The sequence below is a fragment of the Paraburkholderia sp. J7 genome, from assembly GCF_905220155.1.
GTDB lineage: Bacteria > Pseudomonadota > Gammaproteobacteria > Burkholderiales > Burkholderiaceae > Paraburkholderia.
In genome coordinates this window covers 224,114-238,135 of sequence record NZ_CAJMYZ010000011.1, presented here as the reverse complement: position 1 = coordinate 238,135, position 14,022 = coordinate 224,114, and the positions used below count along the sequence as shown (strand labels likewise).

Genomic DNA, 14,022 nt, shown 5'->3' with positions numbered 1-14,022 from the left:
AGTCCGGCTGGCCCATCATGATCATTACTTCGCTGCTCGATACCGATCTGTACAAATTCACGATGATGCAGGTGGTGCTGCATCATTTCCCTGCGGCTAGTGTGGAATACCGTTTCCGCTGCCGCACGCCGAACGTCGATCTCGTGCCCTACGTCGACGAGATCCGCAGCGAGATCCAGAAGCTCTGCAGGCTGCGCTTCGCCGAGCCCGAGCTCGAGTATCTGCGCAAGATGCGCTTCATCAAGGGCGACTTCATCGACTTTCTCGCGCTCTTTCACCTCAACGAAAAGTACATCTCGGTCACGCCGTCGCCCAAGGGCAACGGCGAGATCGACATCGAGATCAAGGGGCCGTGGCTGCACACGATCCTCTTCGAGATCCCGGTGCTTGCCATCGTCAACGAAGTGTATTTCCGCAACACGCAGCATCATCCGCAGTACGAGGAGGGGCGCGAGCGCCTGCGCCACAAGATCGAACTGCTCGGTGCGAAGCCCGAATTCGCCGACTGCAAGATCGCCGACTACGGCACGCGCCGCCGTTTCTCGAAGCGCTGGCACGAGGAAGTCATCCTCACGCTTAAAGACGATCTCGGCGAGCAGTTCACCGGCACGAGCAACGTCTACTACGCGATGAAGCACAACCTCACGCCGCTCGGCACGATGGCGCACGAGTACCTGCAGGCGTGTCAGGCGCTCGGGCCGCGTCTGCGCGACTCGCAAATCTACGGCTTCGAGATGTGGGCGAAGGAGTATCGCGGCGACCTCGGCATCGCGCTCTCGGACGTCTACGGCATGCAGGCCTTCCTGCGCGACTTCGACATGTACTTCTGCAAGCTCTTCGACGGCGCACGGCACGATTCGGGCGATCCGTTCGAGTGGGGCGAGCGCCTGCTCAAGCACTACGAGGACAACCGCTGCGACCCGCGCACGAAGACGATGATCTTCTCGGACGCGCTCGACATTCCCAAGGTGCTGCGCCTGTACGAGCGTTTTGGCGACCGCTGCCGCCTCGCGTTCGGCGTGGGCACGAATCTCACCAACGACCTCGGCTATCAGCCGCTGCAGATCGTCATCAAGATGGTTCGCTGCAACGGCCAGCCTGTTGCCAAGCTCTCCGATTCGCCGGGCAAGAACATGTGCGACGACAAGGCGTATCTCGCCTATCTGCGCCAGGTGTTCGGCATCGAGCAGCCCGTGGAAGAGGAGTGCGCGGGCAAATAGGCGCGTAAAGAAGCGCACACGGAACCCGTCAATCACAAGGCGACGCCCCGGTATAATCGGCGCGTCGCTTTTCTTCATCTGACGAGGACGTTCATGGACACGACGGCCGCCCGCCGCAGCATACTCGCGCGCATTCGCGCGGCGCAGGGACGCGAGGCTACGCCCGCGGCGCACGAGCGCGAAGCCGTGGCCGACTACCTCGCGCAGCATCCCGAAGGTCCGCGTCCACCGCTCGAAGGCGACCTCGTTGCGCGCTTCGTTGGCGAGGCGCGCAAGATGTCGAGCACCGTCGACGAAGTCCAGCAGATGGCCGACGTGCCCGCCGCCGCGCAACGTTATCTCGCCGAGCGCAGCCTGCCGATGCAGGCTGTCGCGTGGCAAACGCTCGAAACGTTCGACTGGGCCGGCGCGGGTCTCGTGGTTCGATTCCGCAAGCCGGAAGACCGCGATCTCGTCGGCCTCACAGGGTGTTTTTGCGCCACGGCCGAAACCGGCACGCTAGTGTTGCTCTCCAGCCCGCAAACCTGGGCCTCGGGCGCGCTGTTGCCCGAAACGCACATCGCTGTCGTGCCCGCTTCGCGCATCGTCGCGGGCCACGAGGACGCCTTCGCGCTCATGCGCGCCGAGCGCGGAGAACTGCCGCGTGCGGTCAATTTCGTTTCGGGGCCCTCGCGCACCGGCGACATCGAGCAGACCATCATTCTTGGCGCGCACGGGCCGTATCGCGTGCATGTGATCGTCGTGCATGGCGCGTAAGCGCAACGCGGCGAGCGCTTGCGCGGGAGCGCTCTTCGCTGCACTCACACTGATCAGCACGAGCGCACACGCTGCGACGTTCGACGGCGCATCGCTTGGCGCGGCCTGGGCGCTGCCGTTCGCCGGCATGCTTCTGTCGATCGCGTTCTTCCCCATGTTCGCGGCCACGTTCTGGCATCACCATTTCGGCAAGATCTCGGCGGCCTGGGCACTGGCCTTCCTGCTGCCGTTCGCGGCCACGCACGGTCCCGGCGCGACGTATCCGCTCTTCGTGCACGCCGTGATCGACGAATATCTTCCGTTCATCGTGCTGCTCGGCGCGCTTTATACGATCGCAGGCGGCATCTGCGTGTATGGGAATTTGCGTGGCTCGCCGCGCATGAATACGTCGATCCTCGCTCTAGGCACCGTGCTCGCAAGCGTGATGGGCACGACGGGCGCGGCGATGCTGCTGATCCGGCCGCTCCTGCGCGCCAACGACAATCGCCGGCACAACGTGCACGTGGTCGTGTTTTTCATCTTTCTCGTCGCGAACGCGGGCGGTTTGCTCACGCCGCTCGGCGACCCGCCGCTTTTTCTCGGCTTCCTCAATGGCGTGGGATTCTTCTGGACTGCGCAGCATCTCGCGCTTCCGATGCTGTTCGTCTGCGGCGTGCTGCTCGCGGTTTTCTATGCGCTCGATAGCTGGTACTTCCGCCAGGCCGGGGAAGTGCACGCCGCCTCGCTCGACCCGACGCCGGACACAAGCGCGCTCGCGATCGGTGGCAAGGCGAATCTCGTGCTGCTCGCGCTGCTCATCGCGCTCGTGCTGATGAGCGGCATATGGCGTCCGGGTATCGTCTTCGAAGTCGCGGGCGCGCATGTGCAGTTGCAGAACCTCGTGCGCGATGCGGGACTCGTTGCGCTCGCACTCATCTCGCTCGCGTTCACGTCGAAACAGGCGCGCGCCGACAACGGTTTCGAGTGGGCGCCGATCGTCGAGGTGGCCAAACTTTTCGCGGGCATTTTCGTGACGATCGCGCCGGTCATCGCGATGCTGCGCGCGGGCGAGGCGGGCGCATTCGCCGCGCTGATCCGCTTCGTGAACGACGCACCGGGTCGCCCCAATGAAGCGATGTATTTCTGGGCGACGGGTCTGCTCTCGTCGTTTCTCGACAACGCGCCCACGTATCTCGTGTTCTTCAATCTCGCGGGCGGCGACGCCAATGCGCTCATGTCCGGCGGTGCGAAGACGCTCGCCGCGATTTCGGCGGGCGCCGTGTGGATGGGCGCGCTCACCTATATCGGCAACGCGCCGAACTTCATGGTGAAGGCGATCGCGCAGTCGCGCGGCGTGCGCATGCCGGGCTTCTTCGGCTATCTTGGCTGGTCGGGCGTGCTGCTCACGCCGGTCTTTCTCGCGGCCACGTGGCTCTTCTTCGTCTAGCCGGAAGCGGCCTGGAAACCGCTCTCAAAAAGCGCGCGAGGCTTCCCTGAGCGCACCGTCACGCGCAACAATGACGGACAACGACTGAAGTGTGGAGAGCAACGATGCAAAAGATTCTCGTGGCGCGCCCGATCTTTCCCGATGTGATCGATCGGCTGAAGCAATATTTCGACGTGGACTGGAACAATGGCGAGGCGCTTGCGCCCGAGGCGCTGCACCAGCGTCTCGCGGACAAGGACGGCGCGCTCACCGCGGGCGATCCGATCGGCGCCGCAGCGCTTGCCGCCGCGCCGCGCCTGCGCGCGGTGTCGAACATGGCGGTGGGCTACAACAACTTCGACATGGCCGCCTTCAACGCGGCCAACGTGCTTGGCACCAACACGCCCGACGTGCTCAACGAAACCACGGCCGACTTCGGCTGGGCGCTCATGATGGCAGCCGCGCGCCGCGTGACGGAGTCCGAACATTTCCTGCGCGCGGGCAAATGGGACAAGTGGTCGTTCGACGCGTTTCTCGGCTCGGACATCTATGGCGCCACGCTCGGCGTGATCGGCATGGGGCGTATCGGTCAGGCGCTCGCGCGCCGCGCGCGCGGCTTCAACATGCGCGTGGTCTATCACAACCGTTCGCGCGTCGCGCCTGAGATCGAGCGCGAACTGAACGCCGACTATCTCTCGAAGGAAGACCTGCTCAAGCAGGCCGACCATGTCGTGCTCGTGCTGCCCTATACGGCTGAAAACCATCACACGATCGGCGCAGCGGAACTCGCGCTGATGAAACCCACGGCCACGCTCACCAACATCGCGCGCGGCGGCATCGTCGACGACGCGGCGCTCGCGCACGCGCTGCGCACACGCCAGATCGCGGCGGCGGGCCTCGACGTGTTCGAAGGCGAGCCGCGCGTGCATCCGGCGCTGCTCGAAGTGGAGAACGTCGTGCTCACGCCGCACATTGCGAGCGCAAGCGAGGCCACGCGCCGCGCCATGGCGAACCTCGCCGCTGACAACCTCATCGCCGCGCTCGGCGAAGGGCCGCGCGCGGGGCAGCCGCCTAACCCGATCAACCCCGCCGTGCTGGGGAAAGCGCGTACATGAGCCCGTTTGCAGTTATGTCGCTGGCGATCATCGCACTGGCGATCGCGTTCGTCGTGACGCTCGTCGCGTTGCTGCGCGCGCGTCACGGTCATGGCGAGGGCGACACCGAGGCGACGCTCGACGCGCTCGATCAGCTGAGCGATCGCCTCGCCGCCTCGACCGACACGCAGGCGCGCGCGGCCGAGCGCATCGAGCGCGAACTGCGCAACGAGATCGCGCGCACCGCCCAGAGCTCGCGCAGCGAATTCGGCGGCGGCTTCGCGCAAGTGCAGCAGGCGCTGGCAGCGCAGCTCGGCAGCATGGCAACGGTGCAGAACAGCCAGATCGACGGCTTCGCCCAGCAGCTCGCCAAACTCACGGCGACCAATACGCAACAGCTCGACGCCGTGCGCCAGAGCCTGCATCAGCAAGCCCAGGTAGCGCGCGACGAGCAGGGCGCCGCGCTGCGCCACTTCGGCTCGTTGCTCACGCAGCAGCTCGCGCAACTCACCGAAGTCAACGACCGGCGCTTCGCCGAAGTGCGCGCGACGCTCGAACAGCGTCTGAAGGACATCGAAGCGAACAACGCGGCGAAGCTCGAGGAAATGCGCCGCACCGTCGACGAGAAGCTGCACGCGACGCTCGAACAGCGCCTTGGCGAGTCGTTCAAGCTCGTTTCCGACCGGCTGGAGCAGGTCCATCGCGGGCTTGGCGAGATGCAGACGCTGGCGGCGGGCGTGGGCGACCTGAAGAAGGTGCTCACCAACGTGAAGACACGCGGCACGTGGGGCGAGGTGCAGCTCGAAGCGTTGCTCGAGCAGATGCTCACGCCCGACCAGTTCGCGAAGAACGTGGCGACGGTGCCGAGGAGCAGTGAACGCGTGGAGTTCGCGATTCGTTTGCCTGGGCGTGGCGTCGGCGCTGGGGAAACCGGCGAGCCGGTCTGGCTGCCCATCGACGCCAAATTTCCGCGCGAGGACTACGAGCGTCTGATCGACGCTCAGGAGCGCGCGGACGCGCTCGCGATCGAGGAGGCGGGCCGCGCGCTCGAACTGCGCATTCGCGCGGAGGCGCGCACCATCGCCGAGAAGTACGTCGCACCGCCGCACACGACCGATTTCGCGCTGCTGTTCCTGCCAACGGAAGGGCTGTACGCGGAAATCCTGCGCCGCCCCGGTTTGACTGATGTGCTGCAGCGCGACTACCGCGTGAGCGTCGCGGGGCCGACTACGCTCACGGCGCTCCTCAACAGCCTTCAGATGGGGTTCCGCACGCTTGCCATCGAGCGTCGTTCGAGCGAGGTGTGGCAGGTACTCGGCGCGGTGAAGACGGAGTTCGGCAAGTTCGGCGACGTGCTCGCGCGCACGAAGTCGCAGCTCGAAACCGTCACGCGTTCCATCGAGGCCGCCGAAGTGCGCACTCGCGCGATGAATCGCAAGCTTCGCGACGTCGAGGCGCTGCCGGGCGAGGCCGCCGCGAATCTGCTCGGCGACGCGCTGCGCAACGGCGAAGCGGGGAGTGAAGGCGGATTCGGCAACGAGTGAGGAAAACCGCCGCGCCAAAAGGGAACGGGCCGCCTGAATCAGGCGGCCCGTTTGCATTCGAGCGTGCGGTTCGGTTGTGTTACCCGAGCGCCGTCTCGCCAGGCGCTGCGAGCTTGTCGAGCGCGTCGCCGGTCATGCGCACCACGCGCCAGTCGGGCAGCACGGTGGCGCCGAGCTTTTCATAGAAGCCGATAGCGGGCGTGTTCCAGTCGAGCACGGTCCATTCGAAGCGGGCGCAGCCGCGTTCGACAGCGATCGCCGCGAGCGCGCGCAGCATCGCCGTGCCGAGGCCGGTGCCGCGTTGCGACGGCTGCACGTAGAGGTCTTCGAGATAAAGGCCGCGGCGGCTCAGGAACGTCGAGTAGTTGTGGAAGAAGAGTGCGTAGCCGACGATGCGGCCGGCGTCTTCCGCCACCAGCGCTTCGGCAGCGGGGCGCGCGCCGAACAGGGCGTCGGCGAGACCATCGGCCGTGCCGGTGAACAGATGCGTGAGCTTTTCGAACTCGGCGAGTTCATACATCAGCGCGTGCATGGCGCCGACGTCGGCGGCCGTGGCGGCGCGAATCGTTGCGGTCATCACGCTTCCTCGGGCACGTCGGAGAGATGGATCTCGATGCCGCCAAAGCGCGAGGCCACCCAGTTGTACGCGTGGCAGGCGATCCACAGCAGGATGAAGCCGACGATCGCATTGAGCAGCAGCGCGCTGAAGATGGTCGAGAGTTCGACCGAGCCATAGCGCACGAACGCCACGAGCACGCCGAGCAGCACGATAGGCACGCTGAAGGTCAGGTACACGAGGATGAGCGCCTTGGCGGTCTGGCCCGCAGCGATGAACGAGATCTGTTTTTTCATAGTAGTCGGTCCGTTATGCAGGTGTGGACGTGTGGATACGTTTGATGGCCTCTGCGGCGCCGTCGCGCTAGACGAGCCCATCGAACAGCATGATGTCGACGGCGTCGCCGGCGTCGAGATCGCCGGCTTCGTGGGCGAGCACGATGAAGCAATTCGCCTCGCTCATCGTGCTGAGTGCGCCCGAGCTTTGCGAGCCGGTCGGCGTGACGCGCCACTGGCCGCTGTTATCGCGGCGCGCAAGGCCGCGCTGGAACTCGGTGCGTCCCGCTCGCTTCCTGATCGGCTGATCGCTCAGTGCCGGCACGAGCGGGACGGGCTGCGCTTGCGCGCCCGCCATCGCCATGAGCGCGGGGCGCACGATCTGGTAGAACGAGACCATGGTCGCGACCGGGTTGCCGGGCAAGCCGAACAGGAGCGCCGCGCGGCCCGCGCCCGGGCGTCCGCCCGACCAGATGCGGCCGAACGCAAGCGGGCGGCCGGGACGCATGGCGAGGCCCCAGAACGAGACGTCGCCGAGCGTTTGCAACTGGGTGCGCGTGAAATCGGCTTCGCCGACCGAGACGCCGCCGGAGGTTAGCACGACATCGGCGCTTTCGGCAGCCTTTCTAAGCGTTGCCGCGAGCGCCGCCGGGTCGTCGCGCACGACGCCCAGGTCGATCGCCTCGACGTTCAGGCGCTGGAGCATCGCGCCGAGCGCGTAGCGGTTGCTGTCGTAGATGCAGCCGGGCTCGAGCGGCTCGCCCGGCGAGCGCAATTCGTCGCCGGTCGAAAAGTAGGCCACGCGCAGGCGTTGCTTGACGTTCGCCTCGACGAGTCCGAGCGAGGCCAGCAAGCCGATATCCGAAGCGCGCAGCACGCGGCCTGCCGCGAGCGCCACGCCGCCGCGCGCGAGATCCTCGCCCTTGCGCCGCGCATTCGCGCCGCGTTTGACGGCGTTCGCTTCGAAAGAGATGGCGTCGCCTTGCGCCGACACGTGCTCCTGGGGCACGACGGTGTCGCATCCCGCAGGCATGGGCGCGCCGGTCATGATGCGCACGCAGGCGAGTGCTGCGACGTCGCCCGGGTAGGCGTGACCGGCGAAGGCCTTGCCGCACACAGTGAGCGAGAGACGGCCGGAGGCGTCGGCCAGCGCCGCGCCGTTGAACGCATAGCCGTCCATCGCGGCGTTGTCGTGCGCCGGGACGTCGATGGGCGAAATCACGTCTTCGGCCAGCACGCGCGCGAGCGCTTCGCGTAGCGGGACGCGCTCGCTCGCCGCGAGCGGCGTCACCCACTGCAGCACGATGGCCTGTGCGGCGCTGACGGGCAAAGCTTGCGGATCGTACTGGCTGATGCACCCGGCGTTGCCGGAGGGATGGTTAAGCGTGGTCATCGAGTGAGGAAGCGTCGCATCCGCACGGCCTGTGCGGCGATCGTCCAGGCGGGCGTGCCGGCCGTGTGCCGGGGACGGCGGCTGGCCGGGCGCCGCCCGATTGCAATTCAGGCGCGTTCGAGTTCGGCCAGTTCCTGTAAGGAATTGATATTGTAAAACGCACGTTCATCGGCAAAGGCGACTTCGGCGGCCGTGTGGCGCGCGTACCACGCACGCACCTTGCGCTCGCCGGCAGCCAGAAAGGCGGCGAGGTCGTCGGCGAGCGCGGTGCGCACGAGTGCGAAGACAGGGTGCAACGAGACCTCGCCTGCGGTATTCGTCGTGGTCGCGGTCACGATGTCCGCTTGCCGTGCCAACGCGGCGTGGCTCAGGCGCTCGGCGAGATCGGCTGGCAGCCAGGGCGAGTCGCAGGGCGCCGTGAGGAGCCACTCGGTTTGCGCCGCGCGCAGTCCGGCGAGTAGCCCCGCGAGCGGGCCGGGAAAGTCGGGCAGCGTGTCGGCGAGCACGTTCGCTTGCCACGGCGCGCCGAGTGCCGCGTAGGCGTCGCCGTTGCGGTTCGCGCTGATCGCGAGAGCGCCCACCTGGGGCGCCAGGCGGGCGAGAACGTGGGCTGCGAGCGGTTGGCCGTGCAACATCTGCAAACCCTTATCGGCGCCGCCCATGCGCTGGCCGCGCCCGCCCGCGAGCACGAGGCCCGTGATCGATCCGGTGGCAATGATGCTGGCGCTCATCGGCGTCGGTGGCTTCTCAGCCGCCGATGTAGGACATTTCGATGCGCCGCTCTTCGGCGGAACCCGGCGCTTGTGCGCTTCCCCGCAGTTGCGAGTAGCGGTCGGCACGGCCTTCCCACACTTGCGCGATGGCGCCGGAGATCGCCGTGTCGGTGGCGCCGTTGCGCAACAGCGCGCGCAGGTCGTAGCCCATCGAGGCAAAAAGGCACAGGTACAGCTTGCCTTCGGTCGAAAGGCGCGCGCGCGTGCAGTCGCCGCAGAACGCGCGAGTCACGCTGGAGATTGCGCCGATCTCGCCCGCGCCGTCCGCGTAGCCCCAGCGTTGCGCCGTTTCGGCGGCAGTGTGGGGCTCCAGCGGCACGAGCGGCCAGTGCTCGGCAATACGCGCGACGACCTCGGCCGAAGGCAGCACTTCGGCCATGTTCCAGCCGTTCGAGGTGCCCACGTCCATGTACTCGATGAAGCGCAGCGTCACGCCCGTGCCGCGGAAATGCCGCGCAAGCGGCACGATCTCGCCGTCGTTCGTGCCGCGCTTGACGACCATGTTGACCTTGATCGGCGCGAGACCCACGGCTTGCGCCGCCGCGATGCCGTCGAGCACGTCGGCCACTGCGAAGTCGGCGTCGTTCATGCGGCGAAAGAGGGCGTCGTCGAGGGCGTCGAGGCTCACCGTCACGCGCGTGAGGCCTGCGTCGCGCAGGGCGCGCGCTTTGCGCGCAAGCAGCGAGCCATTGGTGGTGAGCGTGATGTCGAGCGCCTCGCCTTCGGGCGTGCGCAGCGCGGCAAGGCGCTCGATCAGGAATTCGATGTTCTTGCGCAGCAACGGCTCGCCGCCCGTGAGGCGGATCTTGGTGACGCCGTGCGCGACGAAAAGCCGCGCGAGCCGCTCGATTTCTTCGAGCGAAAGCAGCGCGGAATGGGGCAGAAACGGGTAGTCCTTGTCGAACACCGCACGCGGCATGCAGTACACGCAACGGAAATTGCAGCGGTCGGTGACCGAGATGCGCAGGTCGCGCAGGGGCCTGGCGAGCGCGTCGAAGACCGCGCCAGACGGCGCGCGCACGGTCCCCGCAGCCTGACCGGGCAATGCCGGCGGCAGCGATCGAACATCGGCAACGGGGATGATGCGTCGTGTCATGGTCTCTTCGTTCTCGCGTTGTTTCGATTTTAGCCGAACCCGCGCGCACCGGCAGACGAGGGAGAACGCTGATATATCAAAAAAAGCCCGCCGGGAAGGGCGGGCTCTTCGGGGCGCGCCGGACTCAAGGCCCGGCGCGCGGCCAGTTGCGCTTGCGGCGCTTACGGTTGACGCGAGGTTTCGACCTGCTGCATCGGCGCGCTGTCGACTGGCGGCAGCGGCTTGCGCTCGCGCGGCGCGCGCGCGGGCTTCACCAGCTGCGCGGCGGCTTGCTGGGCGGCGCGCAGCTTGTCGGCGTCGGTGTTGACCCAGACGAGACCCGCCGATTCCAGCATCGGGCGCAGCGTGTCCGCGGCGGCCGGAGCGGGCGAGGGCGCCACCGCTGCCACCGGGGCCGGTTGCTCTGCGGCCGGCTCGGGGATCGCGACGACCGCCGGAGCAGCGGCTACCACTTCTTGCACCGGCTCCGGTTGCGCGGCGGGCGCTGCCGCCAGCACTTCGGTCTGCGGGGCTTCGACGCGGTCTTCACGCACGACGACAGGCTGAGTCTCGGCCTGGACCGGCTCGGCGGGGGCTGCCGGCACGACCTGTTCGTCCGCTGCGGCAGGCGCCACAGGGGCGGCAGGAGCGACCGGTGCCACCACTGCTGCGGGTTCCTCGGCCTTCGGCTCGACCACGTGCGCGGTTTCGACGTTCACCGGTGCGGCTTCGGCCGGGGCCGGAGCCTGCTCTGCAGCGGGCGCAACGGTTTCGACCTGCGTAGTCGTCACGGCGGCGGACACGTGAGCGGCTTCAGCGACAACGGCTGCGGCCGGCAGTGCGGTCACGACAGTCTCGACCACAGCTTCGGTGCGCGTTTCCATGACCGGCGCTTCGTGCACTTGCGCAGCAACGGCAGGCTGCTCGATGGCCGGTTGAGCCGGTGCGGCTTCCTCGTCGCCTTCCGGTGCGTCCGCGCCCGGCGTGAGGCCTGCTGCATCCGTCTCGCGCTCGCGGCGACCACCGCGGCGGCCACGACGGCGACGGCGGCGTTCTTCGCCTTCACGCGGTACGCCTTCTTCGTCGACACCCGCGCTCATCCCTTCGGGCAGCTCTTCCATTTGCGGCGCTTCGACGCCTTCGGTGCCTGCCGATGCGGCGTCAAGACGCGCTTCCTGGGCTTCCGCGGCCTCGGCTTGCTGACGGCGACGCTGCTCGTTGCGTTCACCGCGCTCGCCGCGTTCACCACGTTCGCGGCGCTCGCCTCGTTCCTGGCGCTCGCCGCGCGCGGCGCCGGCTTCCGCCGTCACATCGCTACGGTCCTGGCCGCGCTCGACGCGCTCGATGCGCTGTTCGCGCTCGCCGCGTGCTTCGCGGCTTTCACGCGGTTCACGTTGCTCGCGCGGTTCGCGTTGCTCACGCGGTTCACGCGGCTCGCGCGGTTCGCGGGCGCCACGACCTTCGCGTGCTTCACGCGGTTCACGTTGCTCGCGCGGTTCGCGTTCCTCACGGCGTCCAGCCTGCTGGCCGGTGCGTGCGCCGCCTGCGCCTTCGCCGCGGCCTGCCGCGTCGCGGCCGCCGGTGCGGCGATTGCGGTTACGGTCGCCGCCGCTCTTCTCGCCGCGCTCGGTACGCGCTTCGCGGGTCGGACGGGTTGCCTTTTCGGGTTGAGCGGCCGGTGCCGGTGCGGGTGCCGCAGCCGGCGCGCCGAAGAGGCGCTTGACCCAGCCGAAGAAGCCGCCGCCCGCGGGCGTGACGGCCACTTGCGCAGCGACGGGCGCGGCTTCGGCAGTCTTGACCGGTGCGCTCGGCGCCGGACGCTCCGGCGTGATGCCCTTCACCGCGGCTTCCTGCTTGGGCTTGGCTTCGGCGGTGCGCTTGCTGTAGCCGGTTTCCGACTCGAGTTCGCGAGCCGCTTCCTCGGCCATCTTCCACGAAGCGCGCGGATCGTCGAGGCGCGCATCGTCGTGACGCAGGCGCTCGAGCTTGTAATGCGGCGTTTCGAGGTGCTTGTTCGGGATCAGAACGACGCCAACCTTGAAGCGCGACTCGATCTTGTTGATTTCCGAGCGCTTCTCGTTGAGCAGGAAGGCGGTCACTTCGACCGGCACCTGGCAATGAATTGCCGCGGTGTGTTCCTTCATCGCTTCTTCCTGGATGATGCGCAGGACCTGAAGCGCCGACGATTCCGTATCGCGGATGTGACCCGTGCCGTTACAGCGCGGGCAGGTGACGTGGCTGCCTTCCGAGAGGGCGGGGCGCAGACGCTGGCGCGACAGCTCCATCAGGCCGAAGCGCGAGATCTTGCCCATCTGCACGCGCGCGCGGTCATGGCGCAGCGCGTCCTTCAGACGTTGCTCGACTTCGCGCTGGCTCTTGGCCGACTCCATGTCGATGAAGTCGATCACGATCAGGCCGCCGAGGTCGCGCAGACGCAGCTGGCGCGCCACTTCGTCGGCAGCTTCGAGGTTGGTGCGCGCGGCAGTTTCCTCGATGTCGGCGCCCTTGGTGGCGCGCGCCGAGTTCACGTCGATGGCCACCAGTGCTTCGGTGTGGTCGATCACGATCGCGCCGCCCGAGGGCAGCGGCACCGTGCGCGAATACGCCGTCTCGATCTGGTGCTCGATCTGGAAGCGCGAGAAAAGCGGTACGTCGTCGTGATACCGCTTCACCTTATTGACATTGTCCGGCATCACGATATCCATGAAGGCGCGTGCCTGGTCATAGATCTCGGTGGTGTCGATGAGGATTTCGCCGATATCAGGCTGGAAGTAGTCGCGGATCGCGCGAATGACGAGGCTCGATTCCAGGTAGATCAGCATGGGCTGACCGGACTGGCCGGCCTGCGACGCGGCTTCGATGGCGCGCCACAGTTGCAGCAGGTAGTTCAGGTCCCACTGGAGCTCTTCGGCGGAGCGGCCGATGCCGGCCGTGCGCGCGATGATGCTCATGCCGTCCGGCAGTTGCAGCTGCGCCATGGTTTCGCGCAGTTCCTGACGGTCGTCGCCCTCGATGCGGCGCGAGACGCCGCCGCCGCGCGGGTTGTTCGGCATGAGGACGAGGTAGCGGCCGGCGAGCGAGATGAACGTGGTGAGGGCGGCGCCCTTGTTGCCACGCTCTTCCTTCTCGACCTGGACGATCAGTTCCTGGCCTTCCTTGAGGGCGTCCTGGATGCGCGCGCCGCGCATGTCGATGCCTTCGCGGAAGTACTGGCGCGCGACTTCCTTGAACGGCAGGAAGCCGTGGCGGTCTTCGCCGTAGTTGACGAAACACGCTTCGAGCGAAGGCTCGATACGGGTGACGATCCCCTTGTAGATGTTGCCTTTGCGCTGTTCGCGCCCGGCGGTTTCGATGTCGATGTCGATGAGCTTCTGTCCATCGACGATGGCGACACGCAGTTCTTCCTGCTGTGTCGCGTTGAACAGCATTCGTTTCATTGAACGACTCCAGTGCGTTCGCGCGCGAGCCGCACGGTGCGCGGCGACGACGCCAGGCAGCACGGTGCGGGCAGCGGCGAGCCGCGCCTTATTGTGTTGTCACAAGCACGCTGGAGCGGGAACGATGGCGGGGAGAATTGCCTTTTATGGGCGCCGGTCCGGCGTTGCGTTGCCGAGGACGGGGCCGCGTGGGCTCATGCGAAATACGTCTTCAAGAAGCGAAGAGACATGCCGTGGGTTCGCGACGGCAACGTTTTCCTGCGCTTCCGGTTCACCTGGCTGCCGTGGCCGTCGATGTGCCGATGGTTGTATTCATCGTGTGCACATCGCACTGGCCGTGACAGACGCCTGCCGCAGCGGCGAACCGCGCGCGCTTGCGACTGGATCAGGTTCGCGGCCTCTCAATCAGGGCCGCGCACGGGAAGCTTTTCAGGAACGCCCGCCTTCCCCCTCGGGGTGTCTCGCCACTTTTGACGTCGCCTTGTCCCGCACAT

General features: G+C 67.1%; 11 protein-coding genes. 5 read left to right on the top strand and 6 right to left on the bottom strand.

Annotation, left to right across the window (positions count from 1 at the left end; all coding sequences use genetic code 11):
* The first annotated feature begins 17 nt into the window (after positions 1-17).
* The 5 genes from pncB to U5A58_RS19700 all read left to right on the top strand — a co-directional run bounded on the left by pncB (position 18) and on the right by U5A58_RS19700 (position 6,019).
* Positions 18-1,220, top strand: a complete 1,203-nt coding sequence (pncB, locus tag U5A58_RS19720; RefSeq protein WP_321962679.1) for a nicotinate phosphoribosyltransferase — start codon at positions 18-20, stop codon at positions 1,218-1,220.
* A gap of 93 nt (positions 1,221-1,313) precedes the next feature.
* Complete coding sequence (locus U5A58_RS19715; protein WP_321962678.1) at positions 1,314-1,976, top strand: lactate utilization protein C; 663 nt, start codon at positions 1,314-1,316, stop codon at positions 1,974-1,976.
* Complete coding sequence (locus U5A58_RS19710; RefSeq protein ID WP_321962677.1) at positions 1,966-3,402, top strand: sodium:proton antiporter; 1,437 nt, start codon at positions 1,966-1,968, stop codon at positions 3,400-3,402. The genes U5A58_RS19715 and U5A58_RS19710 overlap by 11 nt, the downstream gene beginning before the upstream one ends.
* A gap of 104 nt (positions 3,403-3,506) precedes the next feature.
* On the top strand, positions 3,507-4,496 hold the full coding sequence (locus U5A58_RS19705; protein ID WP_321948774.1) for a D-glycerate dehydrogenase: 990 nt from the start codon (positions 3,507-3,509) through the stop codon (positions 4,494-4,496).
* Complete coding sequence (locus tag U5A58_RS19700; RefSeq protein WP_415774257.1) at positions 4,493-6,019, top strand: DNA recombination protein RmuC; 1,527 nt, start codon at positions 4,493-4,495, stop codon at positions 6,017-6,019. Before U5A58_RS19705 ends, U5A58_RS19700 begins: the two co-directional genes overlap by 4 nt.
* Positions 6,020-6,098: 79 nt before the next feature.
* Here the strand turns inward: U5A58_RS19700 and U5A58_RS19695 are convergent, their stop codons facing one another.
* From U5A58_RS19695 to U5A58_RS19670, 6 genes are all read right to left on the bottom strand, one after another.
* Entirely contained in the window at positions 6,099-6,596 is a 498-nt protein-coding gene (locus tag U5A58_RS19695; RefSeq protein WP_321962676.1) for a GNAT family N-acetyltransferase, read from the bottom strand.
* On the bottom strand, positions 6,596-6,871 hold the full coding sequence (locus U5A58_RS19690) for a hypothetical protein (protein WP_028212919.1): 276 nt from the start codon (positions 6,869-6,871) through the stop codon (positions 6,596-6,598). The genes U5A58_RS19695 and U5A58_RS19690 overlap by 1 nt, the downstream gene beginning before the upstream one ends.
* Positions 6,872-6,938: 67 nt before the next feature.
* Positions 6,939-8,243: a gephyrin-like molybdotransferase Glp gene (glp, locus tag U5A58_RS19685; RefSeq protein WP_321962675.1), complete on the bottom strand. Its 1,305-nt coding sequence runs from the start codon at positions 8,241-8,243 to the stop codon at positions 6,939-6,941.
* Positions 8,244-8,350: 107 nt separating this feature from the next.
* Positions 8,351-8,974, bottom strand: a complete 624-nt coding sequence (gene mobA / locus U5A58_RS19680) for a molybdenum cofactor guanylyltransferase MobA (protein WP_321962674.1) — start codon at positions 8,972-8,974, stop codon at positions 8,351-8,353.
* A 16-nt stretch (positions 8,975-8,990) separates the two neighbouring features.
* On the bottom strand, positions 8,991-10,112 hold the full coding sequence (gene moaA / locus U5A58_RS19675; protein WP_321962673.1) for a GTP 3',8-cyclase MoaA: 1,122 nt from the start codon (positions 10,110-10,112) through the stop codon (positions 8,991-8,993).
* Between the two features lie 161 nt (positions 10,113-10,273).
* Complete coding sequence (locus U5A58_RS19670; protein WP_321962672.1) at positions 10,274-13,528, bottom strand: Rne/Rng family ribonuclease; 3,255 nt, start codon at positions 13,526-13,528, stop codon at positions 10,274-10,276.
* Positions 13,529-14,022: the final 494 nt, after the last annotated feature.